Source organism: Rhodococcus sp. P3_B8 (genome assembly GCF_056402775.1).
This window is the reverse complement of sequence record NZ_JBFUGT010000011.1, coordinates 25,312-52,133: the sequence shown is the minus strand read 5'-3', so window position 1 is coordinate 52,133 and position 26,822 is coordinate 25,312. Positions and strand designations below refer to the sequence as shown.

Annotated in this window: 30 protein-coding genes; 22 read left to right on the top strand and 8 right to left on the bottom strand. The window is 66.8% G+C overall.

Annotation, left to right across the window (positions count from 1 at the left end; genetic code table 11):
* Nucleotides 1-555, top strand: a complete 555-nt coding sequence (gene hpt / locus AC1D1G_RS07295; RefSeq protein ID WP_005244976.1) for a hypoxanthine phosphoribosyltransferase — start codon at nucleotides 1-3, stop codon at nucleotides 553-555.
* Between the two features lie 15 nt (nucleotides 556-570).
* On the opposite strand, the gene AC1D1G_RS07290 is transcribed toward hpt, so the two are convergent.
* A complete protein-coding gene (locus tag AC1D1G_RS07290) occupies nucleotides 571-2,691 on the bottom strand; it encodes a serine/threonine-protein kinase (protein ID WP_477951594.1) in 2,121 nt (706 codons plus the stop codon).
* 164 nt (nucleotides 2,692-2,855) lie between these two features.
* Here AC1D1G_RS07290 and AC1D1G_RS07285 point away from each other — a divergent pair, with 164 nt between their 5' ends.
* From AC1D1G_RS07285 to AC1D1G_RS07200, 18 genes are all read left to right on the top strand, one after another.
* Nucleotides 2,856-4,202 carry an amidase gene (locus AC1D1G_RS07285; protein ID WP_280779123.1) on the top strand — a complete coding sequence of 449 codons (1,347 nt, stop codon included), beginning with the start codon at nucleotides 2,856-2,858 and terminating at the stop codon, nucleotides 4,200-4,202.
* Between the two features lie 211 nt (nucleotides 4,203-4,413).
* Nucleotides 4,414-6,687 (top strand): ATP-dependent zinc metalloprotease FtsH, encoded by a 2,274-nt coding sequence (gene ftsH / locus AC1D1G_RS07280; protein ID WP_105419490.1) that lies wholly within the window; start codon nucleotides 4,414-4,416, stop codon nucleotides 6,685-6,687.
* A 60-nt stretch (nucleotides 6,688-6,747) separates the two neighbouring features.
* Nucleotides 6,748-7,365 carry a GTP cyclohydrolase I FolE gene (gene folE / locus AC1D1G_RS07275; protein WP_025431746.1) on the top strand — a complete coding sequence of 206 codons (618 nt, stop codon included), beginning with the start codon at nucleotides 6,748-6,750 and terminating at the stop codon, nucleotides 7,363-7,365.
* Complete coding sequence (gene folP / locus AC1D1G_RS07270) at nucleotides 7,362-8,219, top strand: dihydropteroate synthase (protein WP_283336359.1); 858 nt, start codon at nucleotides 7,362-7,364, stop codon at nucleotides 8,217-8,219. The genes folE and folP overlap by 4 nt, the downstream gene beginning before the upstream one ends.
* Complete coding sequence (gene folB, locus AC1D1G_RS07265) at nucleotides 8,212-8,574, top strand: dihydroneopterin aldolase (protein ID WP_280779122.1); 363 nt, start codon at nucleotides 8,212-8,214, stop codon at nucleotides 8,572-8,574. Before folP ends, folB begins: the two co-directional genes overlap by 8 nt.
* Complete coding sequence (gene folK / locus AC1D1G_RS07260) at nucleotides 8,571-9,083, top strand: 2-amino-4-hydroxy-6-hydroxymethyldihydropteridine diphosphokinase (protein WP_317570764.1); 513 nt, start codon at nucleotides 8,571-8,573, stop codon at nucleotides 9,081-9,083. The genes folB and folK overlap by 4 nt, the downstream gene beginning before the upstream one ends.
* A gap of 20 nt (nucleotides 9,084-9,103) precedes the next feature.
* On the top strand, nucleotides 9,104-9,571 hold the full coding sequence (locus tag AC1D1G_RS07255) for a DUF3180 domain-containing protein (RefSeq protein ID WP_192817860.1): 468 nt from the start codon (nucleotides 9,104-9,106) through the stop codon (nucleotides 9,569-9,571).
* Nucleotides 9,572-9,641: 70 nt separating this feature from the next.
* Nucleotides 9,642-10,610 carry a DUF6779 domain-containing protein gene (locus AC1D1G_RS07250; RefSeq protein WP_283336356.1) on the top strand — a complete coding sequence of 323 codons (969 nt, stop codon included), beginning with the start codon at nucleotides 9,642-9,644 and terminating at the stop codon, nucleotides 10,608-10,610.
* Nucleotides 10,611-10,757: 147 nt separating this feature from the next.
* Nucleotides 10,758-11,684 (top strand): Rossmann-like and DUF2520 domain-containing protein, encoded by a 927-nt coding sequence (locus tag AC1D1G_RS07245; protein ID WP_011596825.1) that lies wholly within the window; start codon nucleotides 10,758-10,760, stop codon nucleotides 11,682-11,684.
* A gap of 5 nt (nucleotides 11,685-11,689) precedes the next feature.
* Nucleotides 11,690-12,628 (top strand): pantoate--beta-alanine ligase, encoded by a 939-nt coding sequence (panC, locus tag AC1D1G_RS07240; protein WP_477951593.1) that lies wholly within the window; start codon nucleotides 11,690-11,692, stop codon nucleotides 12,626-12,628.
* Nucleotides 12,629-12,646: 18 nt separating this feature from the next.
* Nucleotides 12,647-13,093, top strand: a complete 447-nt coding sequence (gene panD / locus AC1D1G_RS07235; protein WP_005262154.1) for an aspartate 1-decarboxylase — start codon at nucleotides 12,647-12,649, stop codon at nucleotides 13,091-13,093.
* A 3-nt stretch (nucleotides 13,094-13,096) separates the two neighbouring features.
* Nucleotides 13,097-13,912 carry a type III pantothenate kinase gene (locus AC1D1G_RS07230; protein WP_009477485.1) on the top strand — a complete coding sequence of 272 codons (816 nt, stop codon included), beginning with the start codon at nucleotides 13,097-13,099 and terminating at the stop codon, nucleotides 13,910-13,912.
* Between the two features lie 122 nt (nucleotides 13,913-14,034).
* On the top strand, nucleotides 14,035-14,568 hold the full coding sequence (locus AC1D1G_RS07225) for a cysteine dioxygenase (RefSeq protein ID WP_280779119.1): 534 nt from the start codon (nucleotides 14,035-14,037) through the stop codon (nucleotides 14,566-14,568).
* Nucleotides 14,565-14,987: a rhodanese-like domain-containing protein gene (locus AC1D1G_RS07220; RefSeq protein ID WP_005244960.1), complete on the top strand. Its 423-nt coding sequence runs from the start codon at nucleotides 14,565-14,567 to the stop codon at nucleotides 14,985-14,987. The genes AC1D1G_RS07225 and AC1D1G_RS07220 overlap by 4 nt, the downstream gene beginning before the upstream one ends.
* Before the next feature lie 45 nt (nucleotides 14,988-15,032).
* The gene (lysS, locus tag AC1D1G_RS07215; protein ID WP_280779118.1) at nucleotides 15,033-16,544 is read left to right on the top strand and encodes a lysine--tRNA ligase; all 1,512 of its coding nucleotides are present in this window, start codon (nucleotides 15,033-15,035) and stop codon (nucleotides 16,542-16,544) included.
* 138 nt (nucleotides 16,545-16,682) lie between these two features.
* Nucleotides 16,683-17,033, top strand: coding sequence for a histone-like nucleoid-structuring protein Lsr2 (locus AC1D1G_RS07210; protein WP_005244957.1), 351 nt, complete (start codon nucleotides 16,683-16,685; stop codon nucleotides 17,031-17,033).
* 100 nt (nucleotides 17,034-17,133) lie between these two features.
* Nucleotides 17,134-18,069: an esterase/lipase family protein gene (locus tag AC1D1G_RS07205; protein ID WP_271209511.1), complete on the top strand. Its 936-nt coding sequence runs from the start codon at nucleotides 17,134-17,136 to the stop codon at nucleotides 18,067-18,069.
* Nucleotides 18,070-18,674: 605 nt separating this feature from the next.
* A complete protein-coding gene (locus AC1D1G_RS07200) occupies nucleotides 18,675-21,212 on the top strand; it encodes an ATP-dependent Clp protease ATP-binding subunit (RefSeq protein ID WP_005244954.1) in 2,538 nt (845 codons plus the stop codon).
* 68 nt (nucleotides 21,213-21,280) lie between these two features.
* On the opposite strand, the gene AC1D1G_RS07195 is transcribed toward AC1D1G_RS07200, so the two are convergent.
* Complete coding sequence (locus AC1D1G_RS07195) at nucleotides 21,281-21,889, bottom strand: TIGR03086 family metal-binding protein (protein WP_411194636.1); 609 nt, start codon at nucleotides 21,887-21,889, stop codon at nucleotides 21,281-21,283.
* Nucleotides 21,890-21,926: 37 nt separating this feature from the next.
* On the opposite strand from AC1D1G_RS07195, the gene AC1D1G_RS07190 reads away from it, so the two are divergent.
* Complete coding sequence (locus AC1D1G_RS07190) at nucleotides 21,927-22,877, top strand: helix-turn-helix transcriptional regulator (protein WP_280779116.1); 951 nt, start codon at nucleotides 21,927-21,929, stop codon at nucleotides 22,875-22,877.
* Between the two features lie 39 nt (nucleotides 22,878-22,916).
* Nucleotides 22,917-23,354: an OsmC family protein gene (locus tag AC1D1G_RS07185; RefSeq protein WP_005244949.1), complete on the top strand. Its 438-nt coding sequence runs from the start codon at nucleotides 22,917-22,919 to the stop codon at nucleotides 23,352-23,354.
* A 10-nt stretch (nucleotides 23,355-23,364) separates the two neighbouring features.
* Here AC1D1G_RS07185 and AC1D1G_RS07180 read toward each other — a convergent pair whose 3' ends face one another.
* Genes AC1D1G_RS07180 through AC1D1G_RS07160 form a run of 5 tightly spaced genes read right to left on the bottom strand, consistent with a single transcriptional unit; the run spans nucleotide 23,365 to nucleotide 25,339 of the window.
* On the bottom strand, nucleotides 23,365-23,700 hold the full coding sequence (locus AC1D1G_RS07180; protein ID WP_477951592.1) for a ScnB: 336 nt from the start codon (nucleotides 23,698-23,700) through the stop codon (nucleotides 23,365-23,367).
* Nucleotides 23,697-24,386 (bottom strand): thiocyanate hydrolase subunit gamma, encoded by a 690-nt coding sequence (gene scnC, locus AC1D1G_RS07175; protein ID WP_005244945.1) that lies wholly within the window; start codon nucleotides 24,384-24,386, stop codon nucleotides 23,697-23,699. The genes AC1D1G_RS07180 and scnC overlap by 4 nt, the downstream gene beginning before the upstream one ends.
* Nucleotides 24,383-24,682, bottom strand: a complete 300-nt coding sequence (locus tag AC1D1G_RS07170) for an SH3-like domain-containing protein (RefSeq protein ID WP_009477495.1) — start codon at nucleotides 24,680-24,682, stop codon at nucleotides 24,383-24,385. The genes scnC and AC1D1G_RS07170 overlap by 4 nt, the downstream gene beginning before the upstream one ends.
* Entirely contained in the window at nucleotides 24,679-25,122 is a 444-nt protein-coding gene (locus AC1D1G_RS07165; RefSeq protein ID WP_105419464.1) for an SH3-like domain-containing protein, read from the bottom strand. The genes AC1D1G_RS07170 and AC1D1G_RS07165 overlap by 4 nt, the downstream gene beginning before the upstream one ends.
* A 22-nt stretch (nucleotides 25,123-25,144) precedes the next feature.
* Complete coding sequence (locus AC1D1G_RS07160; RefSeq protein ID WP_005244942.1) at nucleotides 25,145-25,339, bottom strand: CbtB domain-containing protein; 195 nt, start codon at nucleotides 25,337-25,339, stop codon at nucleotides 25,145-25,147.
* A 252-nt stretch (nucleotides 25,340-25,591) separates the two neighbouring features.
* Here AC1D1G_RS07160 and AC1D1G_RS07155 point away from each other — a divergent pair, with 252 nt between their 5' ends.
* Nucleotides 25,592-26,257: a DsbA family oxidoreductase gene (locus AC1D1G_RS07155; protein WP_283334961.1), complete on the top strand. Its 666-nt coding sequence runs from the start codon at nucleotides 25,592-25,594 to the stop codon at nucleotides 26,255-26,257.
* Here the strand turns inward: AC1D1G_RS07155 and AC1D1G_RS07150 are convergent.
* Nucleotides 26,254-26,709, bottom strand: a complete 456-nt coding sequence (locus tag AC1D1G_RS07150) for a hypothetical protein (RefSeq protein ID WP_283354782.1) — start codon at nucleotides 26,707-26,709, stop codon at nucleotides 26,254-26,256. The genes AC1D1G_RS07155 and AC1D1G_RS07150 overlap by 4 nt on opposite strands.
* Nucleotides 26,710-26,822 lie beyond the last annotated feature (113 nt).

Below are 26,822 nucleotides of genomic sequence, written 5' to 3'. Positions count from 1 at the left end.
GTGTACGAAGGCGACATCGCATCGGTACTGATCTCCGAGGACGAGATCCGTCGACGTACCGTCGAACTGGCCGAGGAGATCGCCAAGCGCTACCCGGAGGGCGCCCCGGAAGGGGATCTGCTCCTGGTGGGTGTCCTCAAGGGCGCCATCTTCTTCATGACCGACTTCGCGCGGGCCCTCCCCATCCCCACCCAGATGGAGTTCATGGCCGTCAGCTCCTACGGGTCGTCCACGTCGTCCTCCGGCGTCGTGCGCATCCTCAAGGACCTCGACAAGGACATCGCGGGCCGGCACGTGCTGATCGTCGAGGACATCATCGACTCCGGTCTGACGCTGTCCTGGCTGATGCGCAACCTGTCGAGCCGCAACCCCGCGTCGCTCGAGGTCGTCACGCTGCTGCGCAAGCCCGACGCCATCAAGGTCGACGTCAACGTCGCGAACGTCGGCTTCGACATCCCCAACGAATTCGTCGTCGGGTACGGCCTCGACTACGCCGAGCGCTACCGCGACCTGCCGTACATCGGGACCCTCGAGCCTTCCGTCTACGGCGGCTGATCTCCGCGCCGCCCGTCAGCGGACGGATTCGTGGGACACGGCGAGCTCCAGCGCCCGCAGGTCCTGTTCCAGTTGCCGGAACAGCCAGTACACGCCGACGAACGCGAAGATGCCGCCGACGCACAGGATGCGGACCGCGATGATCACCAGCGTGATCTCGTCGGGCGACAGGAACGTCACCCCGGCCACACCGGCCAGCGGAACCGAGGCGGCCACCGCGAGATACAGCGTGCTCCGGCGGTCGAGACCCCGCAGTTTGTGCGCGTCGGCGCTGCTGGCGATGTCCTGAGGCAGCAGGGTCGGGTAGATGCAGCGCACCGCGAAGAACGCCACCACGAAGAACGGGTACGCCACCGACACGGCACCGCACACGATCAGTGATGCGATGAAGTGCACGTACGCGCCCGGCGGCACGTTCCCCGCCGCGAGTTGCAGGGAAATCGGATAGGCGATGCCCGCGATGACCCACAACCCGAACACCACCAGCACGACGCGGTCGCCGAGCAGCAGCGTGTCGGTGCGGGCCCGGGCCAGCGTCTGGCGGTCGTACGTTTTCCCCTTGCGCAGACCCCGCGGAACGAGCAGCGGATATCGGCACCAGTAGAGCAGCATGATCGCGCCCAACGGGAACGCGATCGAATTGATCACCAATTGGATCGATTCGAACGAGTGCTGGGCCTCCGGCGTCAGATTGCTGATGATCAGCATCTTGTTGTGGTGATAGTTGTAGGCGCCCGCGAGGGCATTCGGCACCGCGATACCGATCACCAGGATCGGGAGGGCGAATCGGCGCAGCCGCATGCGCCAACTGTTCGGCGGCGGATCGACGAGGTCCCGGGCCCGCGGATTCAGGCACAGGTCGAATTGCTGGGCCAGTTCGGCACCGGACGACCACCGGTCCTCCGGCTTCGGTGCCAGACACGTCAGCAGCACTCGTCTCAGCGACGGCGGGCAGTCGTAGGGCAACTGGTCGAGGAACTCCGGGTCGATGTCGCGGCTGCGGCGGTCCAGCATCGCTTCGAGTGCGACGAGCGACTCGCTCGACACGTCCTCGTCCTCGAACGGCCGCCGCCCGCACATCAGCTCCCACAACATCACGCCGAGCGCGAAGATGTCGCTGCGGGTGTCGAGGTCCGCCGCCGTCCCCGGCATACCGCGGTGACACGCCTCGAGTTGCTCGGGCGACATGTACGCCAGGGACCCGCCGAAGTAGGCGAGCGGTGACGCCCCGGTGACGGTGTCGCTGAAACTGATGTTGAAATCGGCGAGCTTCGGCACCCCCTCTGCGGTCAGCAGGATGTTCGCGGGTTTGATGTCGCGGTGCAGGACACCGCGCTTACCGGCGTAGTCGAGGGCGTCCGCCAGTCGCCGCCCCAGCCACGCGATCGTCTCCGGCCAGGTCAGCGACGCGATCTCGTCCCGCACACTCGAGTCGGTGGGCCTGATCTCGCCCTTCTCCCGCATCTCCTCGTCGACCACGTCCAGCAGCAGGCTGCCCGTCCGGTCCTGTTCCGGGGTCACACGCACGCGCCGCAGCACCCGCAGCAGGGTGCCACCCGGCAGGTACTGCATGTAGAGCAGGCGCAGCTGGCGGTCTTCGAGCAACCGCTGGTCGAACACACGCACGATGTAGTTGTGGTCGAGCTGCGCGAGGGTCTGCGGCTCGTTCCCCTTGTCGTGCGAGATCTTCACCGCGACGAGTCGCTGCATCGACCGCTGTCGTGCCAGGAACACGCGGCCGAACGCGCCACTGCCCAGGCCCATCAGTAGATCGAAGTCGTCGACCTGCTGACCGACCTCCACATCGTCGAGAGCCGCATTGCTCGGCGGCTTGGTGATGAGCGTGTCCGGCTGCCTGGCGGTCATGGTCGGACCGGCGGCCGCGGTCTGTTCGGCGGCGGCGGTTTGTTCGGCGGCGGCGGTTTGTTCGGCGGCGGCGGTTTGTTCGGCGGCGGCGGTTTGTTCGGCGGTCATCGTCCGTGCGGACACGGTGTGCGCAGCAACCACCGTCGACGGTCCGGCCGCGACCGTCGCTTCGCTGCTCTCGTGTTCGGAGTTCGTGACTCCGACGGTCCGTTCGGCAGAGTCCGATCCAGCGGCCGATCCGTCTCTGCCCGACCCGTTTCCTCTGGTCATTGCACATCGAGGGTTCTACTGGGCGGGTTCTCTGGGCACATCGAGGTTGTCTGGAGCGGTGTGAAGAGTCCCATCCAGGGACAAGCGAATGGTAACCCCACAGACCTACCGTATCCAGCGCGAATACTCGAAATGACTGCTTCTCTGCACCATATACTCGGGTAATGGGGGACTCCCCGTTCACCTCAGCCGTCGTCGTCGCCGAGCAGGTTCGCTCGGGCGTCTCGAGCCCGATGGAGCATGTCGAGGCCGCGCTCGCGGCCATCGAAGAGCGTGAACCGAAGATTCAGGCGTTCGTCACCGTCCTCGCCGAACAGGCCCGAGCCGACGCGCTCGCCCTCTCCCGCCGGCCGGATCTGTCCACACTTCCGCTGGCAGGAGTGCCCGTCGCGATCAAAGACGTCATTTCGGTGGCCGGACTGCCGATGCGCGAGGGATCGGGTGCGACCAGTGCGGAACCGAAGATTGCCGATCACCCGGTCGTCGCGCGACTGCGGGCGGCGGGAGCGGTGGTCGTGGGCCTGACCACCCTCCCCGAACTGGCGGTGTGGGGAACCACCGACGCGCCCGGCCACATCACCCGCAATCCGTGGAATCCTTCCCTGACCTGTGGGGGTTCATCCGGGGGAGCGGCCGCCGCCGTTGCCGCGGGGATGGTGCCCCTGGCACACGGGACCGACGGTCTGGGGTCGATCCGCATCCCTTCGGCGAACTGCGGAGTGTTCGGTATCAAACCGGGCAGGGGAGTCGTGCCGTCCGAACTCGGCGCCACCTCGTGGTTCGGCATGGCCGAGAACGGGCCCATCGCCACGACCGTCGACGACGCCGCCCTGATGCTGTCCGTCCTCGCCGACCGACCCGAACTCGCGCGGATCGGCGCATCGGAACCGTTGCGGATCGCGGTGGCGGCAGGGTCGCCGACGTTCCTGGCCACGGTCGATCCGCAGTGGCGGGACGCGGCCGTGCGCGCGGGCACGGAACTGACCGGCTCGGGTCACGACGTCGAGCCTGCGACGTTGCCGTACCCGGTCAACCTGCTTCCCGTTCTCGCCCGCTGGACCGCGGGAACGGCCGCCGACGCGAAGGGACTCGATCTGCGGCGACTGCAGCCGCGGACCCGCAGACACGTCGCGGTGGGCCGCGCGCTGGGCCGGTTCGTCCGCCCGGAGCAGGTGGGCAGGCTCGAAGAGTCGCTACGCGCATTCTTCGAGAACTACGACGTGGTGATCACACCCGCTCTCGCGCAGCCGCCGCTCGCGGCGACGACGTGGAGCGAGCGGTCGTGGCTGTCGAACATCGTGGCCAACGTGCGGTATGCCCCGCTCAGCGCGCTGTGGAATCTCGTCGGGTGGCCTGCGGCGAGTGTGCCCGTCGGCACGCACTCGCATTCGGGCACCCCGCTGGCCGTGCAGATCGCGGCGCCGCCCGGGGGAGAGGCCAGGATCCTGGCCCTGGCCGCTCACATCGAGCGGGTGGGCGGCGGCTGGCCGAGGGTCGCGCCCGTGCGGTGAACTCCCGCACATTCGGACCCGGATCGAGTCCGAGGGAACCGATGGGCAACCGCATGCGTTGAAAGAAAAGAGACCGCTCCCAACGGCGGTTGGCTGCTACCTGGAGTCGCCGGGGTGCCTTCGCGGTAACCTGGTTTGTCCGGTTGGCAGCCGGAAGGCGCACCCGGAAGACCCGCACTCTCGAAAGGACCGGCCATATCGGCCGACCTGTATGAACCGTAAGACTGTGTTTCGAAACCTGGCGATAGTTGCCGGCATCCTGCTGGTGATCTACGCCTTCAGCTACTTCGGCAACGACACGCGCGGATTCCAGGGTGTCGACACCTCCGTGGCGATCGCGCAGCTCGACGCGAACAACGTCGACAAGGCGCAGATCGACGACCGGGAGCAGCAGGTGCGCCTGTGGCTGAAGGACGGCAACGACGCCACCGACGGCAAGACCGAGATCCTCGCGAAGTATCCGGCGTCGGCGTCCGAGCAGATCTTCAACGAGATCTCCGACAAGGGCCTGCAGAGCTACAACACCACGGTCACGCAGGAGAGCTGGCTCACGTCCATCCTGCTGTTCGTCCTGCCGATGGTGATCCTGCTCGGCATCTTCTTCTTCGTGATGAGTCGCATGCAGGGCGGCGGTCGCGGCGGCGTCATGGGCTTCGGGAAGTCGAAGGCCAAGCAGCTCAACAAGGACATGCCGAAGACCACGTTCGCCGACGTCGCGGGTGCGGACGAGGCCGTCGAAGAGCTGTACGAGATCAAGGACTTCCTGCAGAACCCGATGCGCTACCAGTCGCTGGGCGCGAAGATCCCGCGCGGCGTGCTGCTGTACGGGCCGCCCGGAACCGGTAAGACCCTTCTCGCCCGCGCGGTGGCAGGCGAGGCCGGCGTCCCGTTCTTCACGATCTCCGGTTCGGACTTCGTCGAGATGTTCGTCGGTGTGGGTGCGTCCCGCGTACGCGACATGTTCGACCAGGCCAAGCAGAACAGCCCCTGCATCATCTTCGTCGACGAGATCGACGCCGTCGGACGCCAGCGTGGCGCCGGCCTCGGCGGCGGTCACGACGAGCGTGAGCAGACCCTCAACCAGTTGCTGGTCGAGATGGACGGTTTCGGTGACCGCACCGGCGTCATCCTCATCGCCGCCACCAACCGCCCCGACATCCTCGACCCGGCGTTGCTGCGCCCGGGCCGCTTCGACCGGCAGATCCCGGTCGGCGCCCCCGACCTCGCCGGTCGTCGCGCCATCCTGAAGGTCCACTCGCAGGGCAAGCCGATCGATCAGCACGCCGACCTCGAGGGCCTGGCCAAGCGCACCGTCGGAATGTCGGGTGCCGATCTGGCCAACGTCATCAACGAGGCCGCGCTGCTCACGGCTCGCGAGAACGGCACCGTCATCACGGAGGCCGCGCTCGAGGAGTCCGTCGACCGTGTTGTCGGCGGTCCCCGCCGCAAGAGCCGCATCATCAGCGAGCACGAGAAGAAGATCACCGCGTACCACGAGGGCGGGCACACGCTCGCCGCGTGGGCGATGCCCGACATCGAGCCCGTCTACAAGGTCACCATCCTCGCCCGTGGCCGCACCGGCGGTCACGCGATGACGGTGCCCGAGGACGACAAGGGCCTGATGACGCGGTCCGAGATGATCGCCCGACTCGTCATGGCGATGGGTGGCCGCGCGGCCGAGGAACTCGTGTTCCACGAGCCGACCACCGGTGCGTCCTCCGACATCGACATGGCGACGAAGATCGCCCGGTCGATGGTCACCGAGTACGGCATGAGCGCCAAGCTGGGTGCGGTGCGGTACGGCCAGGAGGGTGGAGATCCGTTCCTGGGCCGGTCGATGGGTCAGCAGTCCGACTACTCCCACGAGGTCGCGCGCGAGATCGATGAAGAGGTCCGCAACCTCATCGAGGCCGCGCACACCGAGGCGTGGGCGATCCTCAACGAGTACCGCGACGTGCTGGACATCCTGGCTACCGAGCTGCTCGAACGCGAGACGCTCACCCGCAAGGATCTCGAGAAGATCTTCCACAGTGTCGAGAAGCGCCCGCGCATCACCGCGTTCAACGACTTCGGCCACCGGACCCCGTCCGACAAGCCGCCGGTCAAGACGCCGCGAGAACTCGCCGTCGAGCGCGGCGAGCCGTGGCCTCAGCAGCCCGAGCCGGTGTTCGCGCAGCAGCAGTCGCAGCAGGCTCCGCCGCAGCAGCAGTACCCGCAGCCGGCACCCGCCAACGGTTACTCGCAGCCGGCACCGGCCCGGCCGCAGGGTGGGATGACGCAGCCGCGTCCGGACTACGGCGCCCCCGCGGGTTGGTCGGCTCCGGGCTGGCCGCCTCGCGACCCGGGGAACCAGAACAACCCCGAGGGTCAGTACCCCGGTAACCAGGGTCCGGGGAACCAGTGGAACCCGCCGCACGAGCAGCGTGGCACCGGCGACGACGACGCGCAGACGAGGGCCTGGAAAGGACCGGACGGATCGAACTGATCCGCCCGACACTAGGCTGTTGCTTCGGGACGATCGGTCCCGGTACTGGAGGAGTTTCGGTTGTCGGTGAATCATCTCGGTAGTGAGCCCGTGGCACTCGAGACAGGCCGGGTGTTCGATCAGCCGCGTGCCGAAGCCGCGGTGCGCGAACTGCTGATCGCGATCGGTGAAAACCCGGACCGTCCCGGACTCCGGGATACGCCCGCCCGCGTGGCGCGGTCGTACCGTGAGGTCTTCGCGGGCCTCTACACCGACCCGGACACCGTGCTGAACACGACGTTCGACGAGGGGCACCAGGAGCTGGTGCTCGTTCGCGACATTCCGCTGTACTCCACGTGTGAGCACCATCTCGTGTCGTTCCACGGGGTCGCCCACGTCGGGTACATCCCCGGTAAGACGGGCAAGGTGACCGGACTGTCGAAGTTGGCGCGCGTGGTCGACCTCTACGCCAAGCGTCCGCAGGTGCAGGAACGTCTGACCAGCCAGATCGCCGACGCCGTCATGCGCAAGCTCGACCCGCGCGGTGCGATCGTGGTCATCGAGGCCGAGCACCTGTGCATGGCGATGCGGGGGATCCGCAAGCCTGGTGCGAGTACCACCACCTCCGCGGTGCGTGGTCTGCTCCAGTCCAGCGCGGCCTCACGTTCCGAGGCTCTGGACCTTATTCTGCGGAAGTGACCGTGATCGAGTTGCCCGCGCCAGGCCGAACCGTGGTGATGGGCGTCCTGAACGTCACCACCGATTCCTTTTCCGACGGCGGACGTTTCTTCGATCGTGACGCGGCGCTCGCGCGCGGTCTGGAACTGAAGCGTCTCGGCGTCGACATCGTCGACGTCGGTGGCGAGTCCACCCGGCCGGGCGCGGCGCGGGTCGATCCCGACGTCGAAGCCGGTCGCGTCGCACCCGTGATTTCGGATCTGGTGGGCGAGGGCATCTGCGTCAGCGTGGACACGATGCGGGCGTCGGTCGCGGAGGCCGCGATCGAGGCGGGGGCGTCGATCATCAACGACGTCGCCGGTGGCCGTGCGGATGCCGCGATGGCCTCGGTGGTCGCGGACGCCGGAGTGCCGTGGATCCTGATGCACTGGCGTTCGGCTGCCGACTACGTGCACCGCGGCACCGCCGATCACTACGACGACGTGGTCCGTGAGGTTCGGGACGAACTGATGACCCAGGTCGACCTGGCCGTGAAGGCCGGGGTGGATCCGGGTTCCCTGGTGCTGGATCCGGGTCTCGGTTTCGCGAAGACCGCCGACCACAACTGGGCTCTGCTGAAGGCGCTGCCCGAGTTCAACGAGCTGGGATTCCCCGTCCTCATCGGCGCGTCCCGCAAGCGGTTCCTGGGTTCGCTGCTGGCGGATGCGGACGGGGAACCGCGGCCGCCCGCCGGACGGGAGATCGCGACCGCCGTCGTTTCGGCGCTCGCCGCGACCCACGGGGCGTGGGGAGTGCGCGTGCACGACGCGCAGGGTTCCCTCGACGCCATTGCGGTCGCCGAGGCCTGGGCAAAGGGTGCAGCCGGACGTGAGTGATCGAATCGAGTTGCGCGGCTTGAAGGTTCGTGGCAATCACGGCGTCTTCGAACACGAGAAGCGGGACGGTCAGGACTTCTACGTCGACATCACCGTGTGGATGGACCTCGCCCCGGCGGCCGCATCGGACGACCTCGACGACACCCTCGACTACGGCGGACTGGCCGAGCGCGCGGCCGCGATCGTCGCGGGACCCCCACGGGACCTCATCGAGACCGTTGCCGCGGAGATCGCGGACGGGGTGATGACCGACCCTCGCGTCCGGCGCACCGAGGTGGTGTTGCACAAGCCGTCCGCGCCGATCCCGTTGACGTTCGCGGACGTCGCGGTGGTCGCGCACAGGTCACGACCATGAGTCGCGCGGTGTTGTCGATCGGATCGAACGTCGGCGACAGTCTTGCCCATCTGCAGTCCGTTCTCGACGGGCTGGGTGACGCGGTCGTGGCGGTCTCTCCGGTGTATTCGACGGCGCCGTGGGGCGGTGTGGAGCAGCAGGACTTCCTCAACGCGGTTCTCGTCGTCGACGATCCCGCCCTCGACGGTTACGGCTGGTTGCGGCGCGGGCAGGAACTCGAGGCCGCCGCCGACCGGGTACGGATCGAACGGTGGGGCCCGCGCACGCTCGACGTCGACGTCGTCACGTGCGACGACGTCCGCAGCGACGACCCCGAACTGACGTTGCCGCACCCGAGAGCACACGAGCGTGCGTTCGTGCTGATTCCGTGGCTGGACGTCGAACCCGACGCCGTGTTGCCGGTCGACGGGAGGACGACCCGAGTGGACGCGCTGCTGCCACTGCTGGACGACGAGGAACGGGCCGGTGTGCACCGGACGCAGTTCGTTCTGGACCGGCGGTCGCGATGAAGCCGGAACCGACGGGCACGATGAAACCCACCCGGATCTGGGATCTGCTGTTCCTGGCCGCTCTCGCCGTCGCCGCCACCTGGATCCTGGTCCGCGTGTTCTACGGCTCGTTTCCGCCGATTCCCGTATACGCCGGGGCGTCGCTGTACCCGGTCGCGCTGATCGAGGTCGTGCTCGCGTTCATGGTGCGATCCCGGGTCAGCAATCATCAGGTGGGCGACGGACCGCGTCAGCTTCACCCGATCACCGCCGCCCGAGTGGCGGCGCTCGCCAAGGCGTCCGCGCTCGTAGGTGCCGCGACGGCGGGAGTGTGGGGCGGCTTCCTGCTGTACCTGCTTCCGCAGCGGTCGGTGCTCCGGGCCGCGGTCTCGGACACCCCCGGCGCGTGGGTGGGTCTCGTCGCTGCGCTCGCCCTCGTCGGCGCGGCGCTGTGGTTGGAACACTGCTGCCGCACCCCCGACGACCCCTCGGACGAGCCGGCGCATTAGGGACATGGGGGATCGCCGCAGGTCCGATGGAATGCGCGGCGCACCCTTCACGGCCAAGTACCCTGGCACCATGACGAATCCTGGTCGCCTCAAGTCTGCGCGCCGCAACAGGCGCAGCGCGAGCCAGATGATCGTTGCGGGGTTGCTCGCCCTCGCGGTGATCGCGTCCCTCTTCCTGATCTTCAGCGACAGCGTCCAACTCCTGCGGGTGGGCCTGGTGGCCGCACTGTGGGCCGCCACAGTCGGTGCCATCGCCATGACGAAGTACCGGCGCGAGTCGGCGCTCGACAAGGCGAAGGTCAACGACCTGCAGACCGTCTACGAGTTGCAGCTCGAGCGGGAGATCTCGGCACGGCGCGAATACGAGCTCACCGTCGAGAAGCGGGTACGCAGCGAGGTGCGCGCCGACGCCGAAGAACTCGCCGCGCTGCGTGCCGAACTCTCGTCGCTCCGCAAGAATCTCGAGGCCCTGTTCGACGGCGCGATGCCGACCGAACGGATCGCGCTGCGGGCGGATTCGACGCGCGTGCAGGAACTTGCCGGCGGGTCGTACAGCAGCTACCAGCCTGCTGCGTCGGGCCTGTACATCCCGGGAGCGGGACATGCCGCCGGGGCGGGGCATCAGAGCGGCTCCGCCCAGTCGTCGCACCATTTCGCGAATCCGGACGACGACCCGGTCACCGCCGAGACGTCCATCGTCGAGCCCGCCTATGCCGGATCCACCGAACCCGAGATCGAGGTCGAGCCGGAACCGGAGCCCGAGCAGGGTGCCGAGACCCGGCAGGCACCCGAGCCGGAGCCGGTCGCGGAGGTCGAGCCCGAACCTGTCGCGAAGCCCGAGCCCGAGCCTGACTCCGAGGCAGAGGCAGAGGCCGAGGCTGAGCCCGAAGCGCGGCCGGGCCGCCGACGGGCGCCCGAGGACGACGAACCGTCTGGTGCACACTCCAACGGGCGGTCCGTCGCCGAGATCATGGCCAACATGCAGTCGGCATCCGGGGCCGCCCAGAGCACCGGAGGCAGGCGCCGCCGGGCCGAATAAGGCCGGACGCGCCCGAGGATCAACCCGCATCGTGTGAGGCATATATCACTCTGCCAGCGCATGGCGGGGTGTGTTCGAGCCGGGCTATCCTCACCGTGGAACGTCTGGTACCCGCCGAGCGGGACTGGAACGAACGAGAGGACGAAGGTGACCTCTTTCGGGATCACTAATGGCCCTGCGCCTGCGAGGTTGACGGTAGGAATCGTCTCCGCCGGCCGGGTCGGTACAGCAATCGGTGCCGCGTTGGAGCGGGCAGGTCACGTCGTCGTCGCCTGCTCGGCCGTTTCCGACGCGTCACGTCACCGGGCACGGACCCGGCTTCCCGAGACCGAGATTCTGCCGGTGGCAGAGGTCGCGGCCCGCTCCGAACTGCTCGTTCTCGCCGTCCCCGACGCCGAACTGCCGTCGCTGATCGCGGGGCTGGCCTCCACCCGTGCGGTGCCGAGTCGCGCGATCGTGGCCCACACGTCCGGCGCGAACGGCATCGGGATCCTCGACCCCCTCACCGAGCAGGGCGTCGTACCGCTCGCGATTCACCCCGCGATGACGTTCACCGGGCACGACGAGGACACCGTCCGTCTCGCGTCCGCCTGTTTCGGCATCACCGCCGCCGACGACATCGGTTACGCCATCGCGCAGTCGCTGGTCCTCGAGATCGGCGGCGAGCCCGTCCGGGTCCGCGAGGACATGCGACCGCTGTACCACGCCGCTCTCGCCCACGGCAGCAACCACCTGGTGACGCTCGTCGTCGACGCCGTGGCCGCGCTGCGCGTCGCCCTCGAAGGCCAGGAACTGCTCGGCCAGGAGTTGATCGGCGACGATCCGAACGGCCTGGCCGAACGGGTACTCCAGCCGCTGCTGTCCGCGGCGCTCGACAACGCCCTGCGGCGCGGGCCGTCGGCGCTGACCGGGCCGGTCGCGCGGGGCGATTCGGAAGCGGTCGCCACGCATCTGCGGGTACTCGAAGAGGTCGATCCGCGGATCGCGGCCGGCTACCGCGCCCTGTCCCTGAGGTCGGCGCAACGCGCCGGTGCGACACCTGAACTGCTGGAAATCTTGGAAGACCGGAGGTGAGTTCCGTGAGCGATCTGCAGGGCGGATACAAGCGCGGCGAACTGACCGTGCACCACGACCCGAGCGTGCTGACCCGGGTCTCGAAGGCGCTGCGCGGTGTCGGCCGCCAGGTCGCGCTCGTGCCGACGATGGGGGCCCTCCACACGGGTCACCTGGAGCTGGTGCGGCAGGCCAAGCTCACCGGCGCGGTGGTGATCGTCTCGATCTTCGTCAACCCGCTGCAGTTCGGCGCCGGCGAAGACCTCGACGCCTACCCGCGCACCCTCGACGCCGATCTCGAACTGCTGCGCGAGGCCGGAGTCGAGCTGGCGTTCGTGCCCACCGCAGCCACCATGTACCCGGCAGGACCGCGGACCACGATCCATCCCGGACCGCTGGGCGCCGAGCTGGAGGGCGCGTCCAGGCCGACGCACTTCGCGGGCATGCTCACCGTCGTCGCCAAGCTGCTGCAGATCGCGGCGCCCAACGTCGCGTATTTCGGTGAGAAGGACTACCAGCAGCTGACGTTGATCCGGCAGATGGTGACCGACCTGAATTTCGACGTCCGGATCTTCGGCGTGCCCACGGTGCGTGAGCACGACGGACTGGCACTGTCTTCGCGCAACCGCTACCTCGACGAGGCGCAGCGCGGCGCGGCGACGGCACTGTCCGCGGCTCTGATCGCCGGCGCCCACGCCGCCGCCGGTGGCGCCGAGGCGATCCTCGCCACTGCGCGCGAGGTGCTGGCGTCCGTCCCGGAGGTCGAGGTCGACTACCTCGAAGTGCGAGGCGTCGATCTCGGCCCCGCCCCCGAGCGCGGCGACGGCAGGCTGCTCGTCGCCGCCAAGCTCGGGACCACCCGCCTGATCGACAACGTCGGTGTCGCCGTCGGCACCGGTTTCCTCGAACGCGACGCCGAACCACCGTCGGACGCGTCGGCCGCAGACGAACTTCTTTCCCGCTAGAAGAGTAAGGACCACAACATGTTTCGCACCATGATGAAGTCGAAGATCCATCGCGCCACCGTCACGCACGCCGACCTGCACTACGTGGGCTCGGTGACGGTCGACCAGGATCTGATGGACGCCGCCGACCTTCTCGAGGGCGAGCAGGTGTGCATCGTCGACATCGACAACGGCGCGCGGCTCGAAACCTATGTGATCGCAGGCGAGCGGGGAAGTGGCGTCATCGGGATCAACGGTGCGGCAGCACATCTGGTCAAGCCCGGTGACCTCGTCATCCTCATCGCGTACGGCGTCATGAACGAGCAGGAGGTGCGCGACTACGAGCCGCGTGTCGTGTTCGTCGACGCCGCCAACTCGCCGATCGAGCTCGGCGCCGACCCGGCGCACGCGCCGGAGGGCTCCGGTCTCATCACCCCGCGCATGCTGTCGACGCTCGACGCCGAGCGCGAATCCAGTTTGGTGTAACCCATGCTCCTCACCGTCGACGTCCGGAACACGAACATCGTTCTCGGACTGTTCACCGGTTCCGGTGAACACTCGAAGTTGGTGCAGGACTGGCGGATGCGCACCGATGCGAGGATGACGGCGGACGAACTGGCCCTCATCTTCCGGGGGCTCCTCGGCACGCACACCGATCAGATCACCGGTGTGTCCGCGCTGTCGACGGTGCCGTCGGTGCTGCGGGAGATCCGCGTGATGCTGACGCGGTACTGGGGGCACGTCCCGCACGTGCTGGTGGAACCCGGGGTGCGAACCGGTGTTCCGCTGCTCGTCGACAACCCCAAGGAGGTGGGCGCCGACCGGATCGTGAACAGTCTTGCGGCGCATCACCTCTACGACGCACCGTGCATCGTGGTCGACTTCGGGACGTCCACGTGTGTCGACGTCGTGTCCGCCAAGGGCGAGTTTCTCGGCGGCGCCATCGCGCCCGGCCTCGAGATCTCCTCGGACGCACTCGCGTCGCAGTCGGCGGCGCTGCGCAAGGTCGAACTGGTGCGGCCCCGCTCCGTCGTCGGCAAGAACACCGTCGAGTGCATGCAGTCGGGTGCGGTGTTCGGTTTCGCCGGCCTCGTCGACGGGCTGGTCCGCCGCGTGCGCAAGGAACTGCCCGCCTTCTCCGGTTCCGACGTGGTGGTGATCGCGACCGGTGACCGCGCGCCGCTGATCATGCCCGAGACGGAAACCGTCGACGAGCACGAACCGGATCTCACGCTCGAAGGGCTGCGCCTGGTCTACGAGCGAAATCAGGCTCGCCGGGGTGCGCGTCGCAGCCCGCTCGAGTGACGGGTTCCCTCTTCGCGGAAGTTATGTCAGAATGGTCCCCGTGAATCTCTGCACGAGTGCTCAGGAGTGTTGTCGAGGCTGAACGCTGCCTTGACCAATTCACACTTCTGGGAGTCTCTCTCGTGCTCGCAACGTATTCTTCTGCATCTGTACCTACCCGTCTTCGCCCGGCTGACCTGCTGCGCATCACCGATCAGGGTGCATCCGAGGTACTCGACGGCCGCCACGACGTCCTGCTCCCGCAGAGCTGGCCCACCGACGAGCGCTGGTCGACCCGGCTCTACTCGGACGACGACGTCGACGTCTGGCTGATCAGCTGGGTTCCCGACCGGAACACCGAATTGCACGACCACGCAGGCTCTTTCGGCGCGCTCACTGTTCTCAGCGGCGCACTGTCCGAGTTCCGTTGGGCGGGTGACCGACTGCGTCACCGCATCCTCGACGCCGGCGATCAGGCCTCGTTCCCGCTCGGCTGGGTCCACGACGTCGCGCGGGCGCCGGACGCACCCGGGGCGGAGGTGGTGACGCCGACGCTGAGCGTGCACGCCTACTCACCGCCACTATCGGCCATGTCCTATTACGAGGTCACCGACCACGGCACTCTGCGCCGTACCCGGACCGAGCTCACCGATCTCCCCGAGGGTGGTTCGAAGTGAACATCGACCAGATGCTCGAAGAGGCCCGCACCCAGATCGACCGCATGTACGCATTCGAGCTGCCCGAGGCCGTGGCGCGTGGCGCGATCGTCGTGGACATCCGCCCGCAGGCGCAGCGGGCAATCGAGGGAACGCTGCCCGGCGCACTCGCCATCGAACGCAACGTCCTCGAGTGGCGTTGCGATCCCACCAGCTCGGCGCACCTGGCACTCGCGGTGGACCACGACGTCGAGTGGATCATCGTCTGCTCCGAGGGCTACACGTCGAGCCTCGCCGCGGCGGCGCTGCAGCAGCTGGGTCTGCACAAAGCGACCGATCTCGTCGGCGGGTACAAGGCGATCAAGGCTGCGGGTTTGCTGGGCTCGCTCATCGCCACGCAGCACTGCGTGCGGGAGCTGGCCACCGTCTCGGCTCACTGACCTCTGAATAGGGGCACGCGCGGGCGTCGATTAGGCTGGTGACCCGTGAGTGAAGTAGCAGCCCAGCCAGTCGACGACACCCCCGAGCAGCTTCGCATCCGCCAGGAGAAGCGTGAGCGCATCCTCGCGGAGGGACGTGAGGCGTACCCGGTGTCGGTGGCGCGCACCCACTCGCTGGCGGAGATCCGGGCCAAGTACCCGGAACTCGAGCCCGACACGGCCACCGGTGACCAGGTCGGTGTCGTCGGCCGGGTGATCTTCGTGCGCAACACGGGCAAGTTGTGCTTCGCGACGCTGCAGGAAGGCGACGGCACCCAGCTGCAGGCGATGATCAGTCTCGCCGCTGTCGGCGAGGATGCTCTCGCGTTGTGGAAGGCCGATGTCGACCTCGGTGACTTCGTGTTCGTGCACGGCGAGGTGATCAGTTCCCGCCGCGGTGAGCTGAGTGTGATGGCCGATTCGTGGCAGATCGCGTCCAAGTCGCTCCGGCCCCTGCCCGTTGCGCACAAGGAGATGAACGAGGAGTCGCGGGTCCGGCAGCGCTACGCCGATCTGATCGTGCGCTCCGAGGCGCGGGAGAACGCGCGTAAGCGGGTGGCTGTCGTCCGTGAGCTCCGGAACGCGCTCGAGCGTCGCGGGTTCCTCGAGGTCGAGACGCCGATGCTGCAGACGGTGGCGGGTGGCGCCGCGGCCCGCCCGTTCATCACTCATTCCAATGCCCTCGATATCGACCTCTATCTCCGTATCGCGCCCGAACTGTTCCTGAAGCGGTGCGTCGTCGGCGGTATCGAGAAGGTCTTCGAGATCAACCGGAATTTCCGCAACGAGGGTGTCGATTCGACGCACTCGCCGGAATTCGCGATGCTCGAGACATATGAGGCGTACGGCACGTACGACGATTCCGCCGTGATGATCCGCGAACTCGTCCAGGAAGTGGCGCAGGCCGCTTTCGGTTCGCAGGTCGTCACTCTCGCCGACGGCACCGAATACGACCTCAGTGGTGAATGGAAGACCCTCGAGATGTACCCGTCGCTGTCGCAGGCGATCGGTGTCGAGGTCACTCCGGAGACCACCGTCGAGGAATTACTGGCGCTCGCCGAGAAGGTGGGCCTGGAGGTCCCCAAGGACAAGGGTTACGGGCACGGGAAGCTCGTCGAGGAACTGTGGGAGCACCAGTGCGGCGACCAGTTGTTCGAGCCGACGTTCGTCCGTGATTTCCCGGTCGAGACGTCACCGCTGACTCGTGACCACCGCAGCAAGGCCGGGGTGACCGAGAAGTGGGACCTCTACATCCGCGGCTTCGAGTTGGCTACGGGCTATTCGGAATTGGTCGATCCGGTCATCCAGCGTGAGCGGTTCGTCGATCAGGCGCGTCTCGCGTCGGCCGGTGACGACGAGGCGATGGCTCTCGACGAAGAATTCCTCGCCGCAATGGAGCAGGGAATGCCGCCGACCACCGGTACCGGAATGGGAATCGACCGTCTGCTGATGGCTTTGACGGGATTGGGAATCCGCGAAACAATCCTCTTTCCCATTGTTCGGCCTTCTTCTCGCTGATTCACCAGGGTGAATTCGCGCGGATAAATTCGATCCATTCCTCGTATTCCGAATCGGAAGAACAGGGGTATGGTTACCTCCGGGTCGTAGCTCACGTTGACGATGAGACGTCGCTTCATTCGAGAGGAATTTCATCCCATGGCTAAGAAGGTCACTGTCACCCTGATCGACGATGTCGATCAAGAGGCGTCTGCCGACGAGACGGTCGAGTTCGGACTCGACGGTGTTCAGTACGAGATCGACCTTTCCTCGGAGAATGCGGCGAAATTGCGCGAGCAGCTCGACGTGTGGGTTTCCCACGCGCGCAAGGTGAGCTCGCGCAAGCGCGGCAAGGCCGTGGCGGCTCCGGCCGCCACCAAGTCCCGAGTTTCGGTCGATCGGGAACAGAGCGCCGCGATCCGGGAATGGGCGCGCAAGAACAACAAAAAGGTTTCTGCGCGCGGACGTATCTCCGCGGAAATTATCGACGCCTACAACAAGGCGAACTGAAAGTTAGCTGGGGACAGAATTCGCTGATTCGCTCCGCGACGTGACCTGGACTGTTACCGTCCCGCACTGATCCGTTAATCGGGAAGTTCGGGGGGTAGCTGTGCGGCGCTGCGTGACCGTTTCAGGGATTCTGTTCCTGGCGTTCGTGATGTGGTCCGGGGTGGCGTCCGCAGCGCCGACCTATCCGGTGCCGGATTCCTTCCTCGCCGGAGTGCCCCTCGAATTGGGAAATCCGGGCGGTTCGGCCCCGGGTTCGAACGACTGGTCCTGCGTGCCGAGTGACGCGCATCCCGAACCGGTGGTCCTCGTCCACGGCACGGGAGGCGCACGCCAGACCAACTGGGCGGTGTACGCACCGCTCCTCGCCAACGAGGGCTACTGCGTGTATTCCCTCACCTACGGTAACTTCCCCGAACTGCCGTGGCCGCTCGATGCTATCGGCGGGATGACTCCCATCGACACCGGCACCGCTCAGATCGCCACGTTCGTCGATCAGGTGCTGTCGAGCACGGGGGCCTCGAAAGTCGATCTCGTCGGACATTCCCAGGGCACCCTGCAGGCGAACAACTACGTGAAGTTCTTCGGCGGCGCAGACAAGGTCTCGAAGATCGTGTCACTGGCACCGCCGTGGCACGGCACGTACGGCACCGATCAGATCAGCGTCGGGCGGTCCATGCGGGCGCTCGGTATCGACGACGAGGTGGCGGCAGGTTTCCCCGTCTGTGGGGCCTGTCCCGAGATGTTCCAGGGGTCCGCGTTCATCGACCGCATGCGGGCGGACGGGGTCTACGTTCCCGGCATCGAGTACACGAACATCGCCACCCGCTACGACGAACTGGTCGTCCCGTACACGAGCGGCATCGAGCCGGGCCCGAACACCACGAACATCGTCGTCCAGGACGGTTGCGAGCAGGACTACTCCGACCACGTCGCCGTCGCCGGTTCGGCRCGGGCTGCCGGATTCGTGCTCAATGCGCTCGATCCCGCCCACCCGCGAGACGTGCCGTGCCGTTTCGTCGCCCCCGTCGCGGGGTAGCCCTTTCTCGCCTCGTCGCCGGTTACCGGGGGGAGACCTGAGCAACCCGCTGGGTATCGCCGCCGACGCCGGCGGAAAGGTATGGGTGGCGAACTCACAGCTCATCGACATACCCTGTCCGGACACGCAGGTCTCGCTTCCTTCGGGGAACGGGTCGCGAACTACGCGGGCAAGAGGTTGTCGCATTTCTGCGACACCGCGGTCACGACGTGCCCGCAGGGTCCCGTCCAGGAACGTCTGGATGGTGAACAACTGGAAAGAAGTGTCCATTCGAGCCAGTCCCGGTGGCTACGAAATGGTGGTCCACATCGGCATCGCGGAACCTGTTCGCTCCAGGCGTACAGCGAAGGGGAAACGATTGCCGGAGCTGGGGCGTTAAATACGGGTAAGCAGGCCTGCTCTTCCACCTAAAGGGGTGGAGGGGCAGCAGGTCGATCGGCAGCCAACTAGAGTAATAGCTGGGGTCGTGGAACCTTCGTCGGTTCGGGGCTTCTGCCCTCCGAGCAGGCGCTGGCGATCTGCTTGTAGTGCCGGAGCGAAACGCGGCGAACAGGGACGAGACACCCGGTCTCGTGACTGCACGTCGGAAAGTGTGAGGGAGAGCGATGTTCGAGAGGTTCACCGATCGCGCACGGCGCGTTGTTGTCCTGGCTCAAGAAGAAGCCAGGATGCTCAACCACAACTACATCGGTACGGAGCACATCCTGCTCGGCCTCATTCATGAGGGCGAAGGTGTCGCTGCCAAGTCGCTGGAGTCGTTGGGCATCTCCCTCGAAGGAGTGCGCAGCCAGGTCGAGGAGATCATCGGCCAGGGCCAGCAGGCCCCGTCCGGCCACATCCCCTTCACCCCGCGTGCCAAAAAAGTCCTGGAGCTCAGCCTGCGCGAGGCACTGCAGCTCGGACACAACTACATCGGCACGGAGCACATCCTGCTCGGCCTCATCCGCGAGGGTGAAGGCGTCGCAGCGCAGGTGCTGGTCAAGCTCGGTGCCGACCTCAACCGGGTGCGTCAGCAGGTCATCCAGCTGCTCTCCGGCTACCAGGGCAAGGAGCCGGCCGAGGCCGGCGGCACTCGCGGCGAGGCGGGCACTCCGTCCACGTCGCTGGTGCTCGACCAGTTCGGTCGCAACCTCACCCAGGCCGCCCTCGAAGGCAAGCTCGACCCCGTCATCGGCCGCTCGAAGGAAATCGAGCGCGTCATGCAGGTGCTGTCGCGCCGTACCAAGAACAACCCGGTGCTGATCGGCGAGCCCGGTGTCGGTAAGACCGCCGTCGTCGAGGGTCTCGCTCAGGCCATCGTCAACGGCGAGGTCCCCGAGACGCTCAAGGACAAGCAGCTGTACACGCTCGACCTCGGGTCGCTCGTGGCAGGCAGCCGCTACCGCGGTGACTTCGAAGAGCGCCTGAAGAAGGTCCTCAAGGAGATCAACACCCGCGGCGACATCATCCTGTTCATCGACGAGCTGCACACCCTCGTGGGTGCAGGCGCGGCCGAGGGCGCCATCGACGCGGCCTCGATCCTCAAGCCGAAGCTCGCCCGCGGTGAGCTGCAGACCATCGGTGCCACCACCCTCGACGAGTACCGCAAGTACATCGAGAAGGACGCCGCACTCGAGCGCCGCTTCCAGCCGGTGCAGGTCGGCGAGCCGACGGTGGAACACACCATCGAGATCCTCAAGGGTCTTCGCGACCGTTACGAGGCGCACCACCGCGTGTCCATCACGGACGGTGCACTCGTCGCCGCGGCCACCCTGGCCGATCGCTACATCAACGACCGCTTCCTGCCGGACAAGGCCATCGACCTCATCGACGAGGCCGGAGCCCGGATGCGCATCCGCCGGATGACCGCACCGCCGGACCTCCGGGAGTTCGACGACAAGATCGCCGACGCCCGCCGCGAGAAGGAGTCCGCGATCGACGCGCAGGACTTCGAGAAGGCCGCGAACCTGCGCGACAAGGAGAAGACCCTCGTCGCTCAGCGTGCGGAGCGGGAGAAGCAGTGGCGTTCCGGTGACCTGGACGTCATCGCCGAGGTCGACGACGAGCAGATCGCCGAGGTCCTGGGTAACTGGACCGGCATCCCCGTGTTCAAGCTCACCGAGGAGGAGACCACGCGTCTGCTCCGCATGGAGGAGGAGCTGCACAAGCGGATCATCGGTCAGGAAGACGCGGTCAAGGCTGTCGCCAAGGCCATCCGTCGTACCCGTGCCGGCCTGAAGGACCCGAAGCGTCCGTCCGGTTCGTTCATCTTCGCCGGCCCGTCCGGTGTCGGTAAGACCGAGCTGGCCAAGTCGCTCGCCAACTTCCTGTTCGGTGAGGACGACGCTCTCATCCAGATCGACATGGGTGAGTTCCACGACCGCTTCACCGCGTCGCGGCTGTTCGGTGCCCCTCCCGGCTACGTCGGCTACGAAGAGGGCGGCCAGCTCACCGAGAAGGTGCGCCGCAAGCCGTTCAGCGTGGTGCTGTTCGACGAGATCGAGAAGGCACACCAGGAGATCTACAACACCCTCCTGCAGGTGCTGGAAGACGGCCGTCTCACCGACGGTCAGGGCCGGACCGTGGACTTCAAGAACACGGTGCTCATCTTCACCTCGAACCTCGGTACCTCGGACATCTCCAAGGCTGTGGGTCTCGGCTTCACGTCCGGTAAGGGCGACGAGTCGAACTACGAGCGGATGAAGCTCAAGGTGCACGACGAGCTGAAGAAGCACTTCCGTCCCGAGTTCCTCAACCGCATCGACGACATCGTCGTGTTCCACCAGCTCACCACCGAGCAGATCGTTCAGATGGTGGACCTGATGGTGGCACGCGTCGAGGTGGCCTTGAAGAACAAGGACATGACGATGGAGGTCACGGACAAGGCCAAGTCGCTGCTGGCCAAGCGTGGCTTCGATCCGGTCCTGGGTGCGCGGCCGCTGCGTCGCACCATCCAGCGCGAGATCGAGGACCAGCTGTCGGAGAAGATCCTCTTCGGCGAGGTCGGCCCCGGTCAGATCGTGTACGTCGACGTCGAGAACTGGGACGGCGAAGGCGCGGGCGAGGATGCGAAGTTCACGTTCCGTGGCGAGACGAAGCCGGTCACGGTGCCCGACGAGGTTCCGGTCGACCTGGCGAAGTCCGGCGCAGCCGACTCGGAGTAGACAGGCAGTAACCGAACGACAACGGGCCGCCGGTGGTTTTCCACCGGCGGCCCGTTCGTGTGTGCGGGTCAGATGCTCTTGCGTCCCGACCAGTTGGCGAGGCGCTCGGTGGGTCCGGCGGTGGGGTGCGGTTCGACTACGTCCGCGAACGGCACGTGGCCGCCGCGCGTCTCCGCCGGGATCGCGTGCCGTGCGACGGCGAGCATGGCCTCGGCGAGTTCCGGGTGGGTTTCGGAGGGTTGGCCGGTGGCGACGGCGAGGTCCCACCCGTGCACGAGGGTCTCGTTGATGTAGCCCCAGATCGCGGCGCGGCCGGGGACGGTGCCCCACGGCGCGGTTACCGTCGCGTCGAGCCGGCTGTCGTCGGTCCAGACGGGCCACATGCGGTCCGCGGCGGAGCGGTAGGCGTGTGCGTAGCCATCGTCGGGGGTGTCGGTGACTACGAGCGGAACGGTGCCCGGGTCGCCGCCCTCACCGATCACGCGGGCACGCTCCACGGTGGCGACGAGGTGGCCGAGCAGGGTGCGGACGTCGAAGTCGGCGCAGGGAGTGGATGCCGTCAGCTGGTCGTCGCGGACCTTCTCGATGAGGGCGGTGGTCCAGGAGAGGGCTTCGCGGTACAGGGGCCGGGGGTCGGTCGTGTTGTGTGTCATGAGGCAACTATCGCCGTGAAACATGACATCTCCTGTCATGTATTTCTGCCAGACTTTCCGCATGCGCGCCGACCGCCTGCTCTCGCTCGTCCTCCTGCTTCGTAACCGCGGGCGTATGTCGGCGTCGGCGCTGGCCCGCGAACTCGAGGTGTCCCCGCGCACCGTGCTGCGGGACATCGACGCACTGTCGACGGCGGGGATACCGGTGTATGCCGAACGCGGTCGTGACGGCGGCTTCGAGTTGCTGCCGGGCTTCACCACCGACCTCACAGGCCTGACCGTCGACGAGGCCAAGGCTCTGCTGGCGGCAGGGTCGGCGATGACGTCGGAATCGCTGGGCATGGCGCCGGCGTTCGCGTCGGCGATGCGCAAGGTGGTGGCGGCGATGCCGGACGCGCACCGGGCGGCGGCGACCAAGGTGGCGGAGCGGGTGTTCGTCACCCAGGGATCGTGGCTGACCGATCCGGAACCGGTGGACGATCATCTCGGGCTGATCCAGCAGGCGGTGTTCGTGGGCCGGCGGCTGAGCATCCTGTACCCGTCGCGGGGCAACGATGCGGTGTGGCGCGTCATCGACCCACAGGGGCTCATCCATGCGGCGGGACGGTGGTATCTGGTGGCGACGGACGCCGGCCGCGATCGGACGTACCGGCTCGAGCGCATCGAGGACGTCCGCGAACTCGACGAGCCGGCGCAGCGATCGGCCGACATCGACCTCGCCGCGATCTGGGAGCGTCGCCGTTCTGAGTTCCGGGCGCGCGGGACGCCGGTGGTCGCCGACGTTCTCGTGCGCCGTGAGCGACGCGACGACCTGGTGGAGCGTGCCTACGCCGTCCGCTCCGAGCAGTCGGTCGACGACGACCGGGTGCGCCTGGAAGTGGTGTTCGGCGACGACTCCCACGCACGCGGGGTTCTGTGGGCGTTCGGTGAGGACGCGGAAGTGCTGGCACCGGACGCTCTGCGGGCGGCCCTGCGTTCCCGCGCGCTGCGGATGGCCGCCCGGTACGAGTAGGTTCGACACGTAAACCGAAGAACCACGAGAGGATGTGGCATGCCGACACGTACCGCACGGACCGCTTGGAACGGATCGCTCGAACAGGGAAGCGGCCAGGTGGAACTCACCAGTTCCGGTGTCGCGACCTTCGACGTCTCGTTCCCGAAGCGGGCGGCCGAAGAGGCTGGTGGAACCACCAGCCCGGAGGAGCTGATCGCCGCGGCGCATTCCTCCTGCTATGCGATGCAGCTGTCCGCGCTCATCGCGGAGGCAGGCGGCACCCCGCAGAGCCTCGAGGTGAAGGCGGATGTCTCACTCGGACCGGACAACCCGGGGTTCAAGCTCACCGGCATCAAGCTGACGGTCCGCGGCGAGGTGGACGGTCTCGACGCCGACGGGTTCGCGAAGGCAGCTCAGGCCGCCAAGGAGTCGTGCCCCGTGAGCAAGGCGCTCACCGGAGTCGAGATCACGCTGGACGCGGCACTCGAATCCTGAGTGCAGCCGGCTACTGACGGTTGAACCGTGCCCGCACTTCCTCCATCTTCGCCTCGAGTTCGTCCGGGCTGATGACGCCCTTGTCCATCAACGCGTGAGCGGTGGCGACGACGGACCGGGAGCGGACGGGGAAGTCGCGGTAGATGGTTTCGCCCAGTTGGTCCTCGGTGTGGCGCCTGTCGAGATTGTCCCAGGCGCCACGCCAGGACAGGCATTCCACGGTGGCCTGCATGCTCGATTCCCACGGGTCGGGTTTGCGGTCGAGGTCCGGTAGCGTGACGTCGTCGCGGGTCGTCTCCGGCGTCAGCGTGTTCAGGATGACGTCGTAGGCCTTGTCCGTCATCATCGCGCGGTTCCTCCGTTGTCCGAGGGTGGTGTGGTCGCGGTCCAGTCGACCTGCGGTACGGCGACACCGATCATCGTGTCGCGGGTGACGATCGACGCCAGTTGTTCCTCACTCCACCCCTCGGTGCCCTCCGGGCGCATCGGCATCACCATGAATCGTGATTTCTGGTTCGAATCATGCACGCGCACTTCGACATCCGACGGGAAGTGCAAGCCGAATTCGGCGATCACCTCGCGGGGCCAGCGCACCAACCGGCGGCGATAGTTGGGGGTGCGGTACCAGTCCGGAGACATACCGAGAACGGGCCGCGGATAGCACGAACACAATGTGCAGACGATGACGTTGTGGACTTTCGGGGTGTTCTCCAGCACGTAGAAGTACGTGTAGTCGCTCGGGGTGCCCGATCCGGTCGGATCGCGCCAGTCGATCCCCACTTCCTTGCAGGTTTCGGTGCCGTCGGCCAGCAGTCGCTTCTTGAACTCCGGGTCGACCCACGCCTTCGCGACCAATTTCGAACCACCCGACGGCCCTACCGATTCGGCCCATTCGGAGAAGCGGCGGTGATCCTCGCGGGAGAACAGGCCGTGCTCGATGGACAGTTCCCGAATGGCGGTCTCCAGGATCTCGAACTCGCTGACCTCCTCCGAGGCCTGGATCGGGGCGTGATCGTCGTGCGAATGCGTCATGTGTCCGCCTCTCCTGCCGGCTCGAGCCAGCGCTCGGAGCACTCGGTTTCCAACGTGTCGATCTCGAATCCGGTGTAGCGGGGCCACAGGTCGGTCTGCCGGAAGCGGACGACGTAGAACGGCTCGGTCCGGCCGTCTTCCACGCGTCCCCACGCCTCGTCCTCGGGAATCACCCACTCCGGGCGGTGTTCGACGACCACGCCGGTGTGCCCGCGGATGAATGCCTGGGTTCGGGTGTGGAACATCGACGTCGCGTCCTTGACGGTGACCCGGTCGCCGATCTCGAACTTCGTCATGACTGGCCTCCAGTCGCGTTCCCGCCACCCGAACGGGCTCGGACCTCGTCGATTTTGGCGGACAGTTCGTCGGGCGTGATCAGGCCCTTGTTGATGAGCGTCTTGGCGGCCACCGTGATCCACCGCGCGTAGTACGGCAACCCGAAGTAGAGCGTGGCGCCCAGGTCGTTCTCGGCGCGGCGGCGCTCCTCGGAGTTCCACACACCACGCCACCCGAGGCATTCGCACGTGACGTATGTGCTCATCTCCCAGTCCTCTTCGACCTTCTCCTCGTACTTGACTGGAAGGGCGTTCTGGCCGCCGACGTCGTGGAGAACGTGCCGCAACGCGTCGAACGCGGAATTGGACAGGTAATACGGCGAATCCATCTCGACGTGATGGACCGGGCCGTACTCCGCGACCCTGTTCGCCTGTGCTTCGAAATCTGCTGGAGAGTTCATCGCGTGCTCCGTCGTGGTGGAACTAGTGACAGGGAACTCCCAGGAGGTGGCGGCCGTCGTGCATCAATTCGTGCAGGTACATGCCACTTCGGGAGATCGCACCCTGGTCGAATCCGACCAGGTAGAGGGTGAGCAGGGCGAGCAGGACGACTCCGACGGCGATCAACACGATTCCGAGTGACTCGACGGACTTGCTCGGTGAGGAGACGTAAACCATGGCTACTCCTGGAGGAGTTCGGGTTCCACGATCTTCGGGTTTTACGATCATCGAACCGCCGATTGTCCGGGCATCGCGACGAGCGCCCCTTGCTCAGCGGCACGATCGATACGACGTTACTCCCGCCGTGTCGATCCCATCACCGTACCGTTCGGTCGAATCCGGCGTGCGGAAATGCAGCGCGGCGAACCAAGACAAACACCTGTCGAACCTGGCGGAACAGAATGCGCCAGCGATTCGTTCCACTGAACTGTGACGACACAGCAGAACACCGACGGCGACATCGAGATCGAGATCTGGTCCGACGTCGCCTGCCCCTGGTGCTACATCGGCAAGCACCGTTTCCTGTCGGCCCTCGCGGAGTTCGAGGGGCGCGACCGGGTGAACGTGGTGTGGCGGTCGTATCAGCTGTCGCCGGAGACGCCGGTGGGGGAACGGCGCAGTGAACTCGACGCCCTGGTGGAGAGCAAGGGTATGCCTGCCGAGCAGGTCCGTCAGATGTTCGGTCACGTTGCGCGCACGGCGGCCGACGAAGGCCTGAGTCTCGACTTCGACACCGTGATCGCCGCAAATACCTTCGACGCCCACCGGTTGATCCACTTGGCGGGAGATCAGCGAGATACCGTGGTGGAGGCACTGTTCCGCGCCCACTTCGGTGAGGGGGCCGTGATCGACGACCGTGAGGTGCTCGTCGACATCGGGTCGCGTGCCGGGCTCGACGCTCACACCGTGCGCGCCGAACTCGAGTCCGATGCCGGTGCGGACGCTGTCCGCGCCGACCTCGAGGTCGCCCGTCGCCTGCAGGTGTCGGCGGTGCCGTTCTTCGTCGCCAACCGCCGCGTCGCCGTGTCCGGCGCGCAACCGAAGGACGTGTTCCTGCAGCTTCTGACGCAGGCGAGCGCGGCGCCGGTGAACTAGCGGCGCGTGAAGTACGGGTTGGCGTCGGGCCGGAACATGAGTGCCACCGCCGCGATCACCGCCACGAGGTGGGTGAGCCGGGCGGTCGCGATCACCGCGACGTCGAGGGTCAGGCCGGAGACGGCGGACATCGAGTCGTTGCCGGCCCACATCCAGGCGATCGGTTCCATCACGAGCGAAGCGACACCGAACACGCCGAGACCGATCGCGAGGGTGTTCCGCGCCCACGCCCGGCCACTGCGGAATCGGGTCATGACGAACAGCACCGCGCCGTAGACGACGACGCGGACCACGAGTTGCCGGGCGAGGCTGCCGACGTCGGCGTCGGGGCCCTCCAATGCCGTCGACGTGTGTGCGATGGCCTCGACCACGCCGGCGAACAGGGCGAGGCCGAGCAGCCAGTACGCGTGCTCGACCGGCTGCGGGACCGAGGGTGCAGTACGAGTGGTCATGTCCCCATGCTGGTATCGGCGACGTCGCGGCACATCACCCCGGAGAGTGGAGTCCACCCCTACCCGGGTATCGGTGCGACACGCTTGCCATCACCCCGCACCAGGGGCACATT

Coding starts and splice junctions, on each gene's coding strand:
- AC1D1G_RS07290 (WP_477951594.1), bottom strand. CDS start 2,691: ATGACCAGAGGAAACGGGTCGGGCAGAGACGGATCGGCCGCTGGATCG.
- folK (WP_317570764.1), top strand. CDS start 8,571: ATGAGTCGCGCGGTGTTGTCGATCGGATCGAACGTCGGCGACAGTCTT.
- AC1D1G_RS07185 (WP_005244949.1), top strand. CDS start 22,917: ATGCCGACACGTACCGCACGGACCGCTTGGAACGGATCGCTCGAACAG.
- AC1D1G_RS07250 (WP_283336356.1), top strand. CDS start 9,642: ATGACGAATCCTGGTCGCCTCAAGTCTGCGCGCCGCAACAGGCGCAGC.
- AC1D1G_RS07210 (WP_005244957.1), top strand. CDS start 16,683: ATGGCTAAGAAGGTCACTGTCACCCTGATCGACGATGTCGATCAAGAG.
- AC1D1G_RS07160 (WP_005244942.1), bottom strand. CDS start 25,339: ATGGTTTACGTCTCCTCACCGAGCAAGTCCGTCGAGTCACTCGGAATC.
- scnC (WP_005244945.1), bottom strand. CDS start 24,386: ATGACGCATTCGCACGACGATCACGCCCCGATCCAGGCCTCGGAGGAG.
- panD (WP_005262154.1), top strand. CDS start 12,647: ATGTTTCGCACCATGATGAAGTCGAAGATCCATCGCGCCACCGTCACG.
- AC1D1G_RS07195 (WP_411194636.1), bottom strand. CDS start 21,889: ATGTTTCACGGCGATAGTTGCCTCATGACACACAACACGACCGACCCC.
- AC1D1G_RS07180 (WP_477951592.1), bottom strand. CDS start 23,700: ATGATGACGGACAAGGCCTACGACGTCATCCTGAACACGCTGACGCCG.
- ftsH (WP_105419490.1), top strand. CDS start 4,414: ATGAACCGTAAGACTGTGTTTCGAAACCTGGCGATAGTTGCCGGCATC.
- AC1D1G_RS07165 (WP_105419464.1), bottom strand. CDS start 25,122: ATGAACTCTCCAGCAGATTTCGAAGCACAGGCGAACAGGGTCGCGGAG.
- AC1D1G_RS07150 (WP_283354782.1), bottom strand. CDS start 26,709: ATGACCACTCGTACTGCACCCTCGGTCCCGCAGCCGGTCGAGCACGCG.
- AC1D1G_RS07200 (WP_005244954.1), top strand. CDS start 18,675: ATGTTCGAGAGGTTCACCGATCGCGCACGGCGCGTTGTTGTCCTGGCT.
- AC1D1G_RS07255 (WP_192817860.1), top strand. CDS start 9,104: ATGAAACCCACCCGGATCTGGGATCTGCTGTTCCTGGCCGCTCTCGCC.
- AC1D1G_RS07170 (WP_009477495.1), bottom strand. CDS start 24,682: ATGACGAAGTTCGAGATCGGCGACCGGGTCACCGTCAAGGACGCGACG.
- AC1D1G_RS07230 (WP_009477485.1), top strand. CDS start 13,097: ATGCTCCTCACCGTCGACGTCCGGAACACGAACATCGTTCTCGGACTG.
- AC1D1G_RS07285 (WP_280779123.1), top strand. CDS start 2,856: ATGGGGGACTCCCCGTTCACCTCAGCCGTCGTCGTCGCCGAGCAGGTT.
- AC1D1G_RS07190 (WP_280779116.1), top strand. CDS start 21,927: ATGCGCGCCGACCGCCTGCTCTCGCTCGTCCTCCTGCTTCGTAACCGC.